The sequence below is a fragment of the Vibrio sp. 1288 genome, from assembly GCF_033344475.1.
Map to the genome: position 1 here is coordinate 1 of NZ_JAWPOX010001185.1, position 507 is coordinate 507.

Annotated in this window: 1 protein-coding gene; it reads right to left on the minus strand. The window is 42.6% G+C overall.

Features of this window, described 5'->3' with window-relative positions; genetic code table 11:
* A partial coding sequence (locus tag R8O11_RS31585; protein WP_412035109.1) for a phage integrase central domain-containing protein occupies positions 1-507 on the minus strand: 507 nt, incomplete at both ends.

Genomic DNA, 507 nt, shown 5'->3' on the forward strand with positions numbered 1-507 from the left:
TTGGCAAAGTTGTCTTTAATATAGGCTAAGCAATTAGATTTAATGATGTTTGAGTTTACCGCGAATTTCATCACTTGATTGGCAATGCAGCATGCACGCTTAACATTTTCTAATTGTCCTTTAGCTTGCATAGGTTCGATGACCGAAATGACTCCAGCGGCGGTGATATAGGCCATAGGGAGGTTGCCTAGTTTAGGATATAGGTTACGTTTTAAGAAAAGACGCTTGCGATGTGACGAGCGTACTTTGTTGGTGATGCGGTCGATTTCATCTTGCCCGAATACCGTGCCGTTAATTCTAGCTCTCTCACGTTCTTCGACAATCAGCTTTTCTCGGTTAGTTGTCTCTTGAATTTCTTCTTTCAGAAGCATCTTTTCTGCGACCGCTTTAAAGGTCTGTTGGCTTTCAACCAAATGGTCTAACTTCTGCTTTTCACGAAACAGTTTTGGGTCAATACCGTTCGTCATTTGCTTACGAAGCTCTTTAGCGACCTTGCGTACTTCGTCC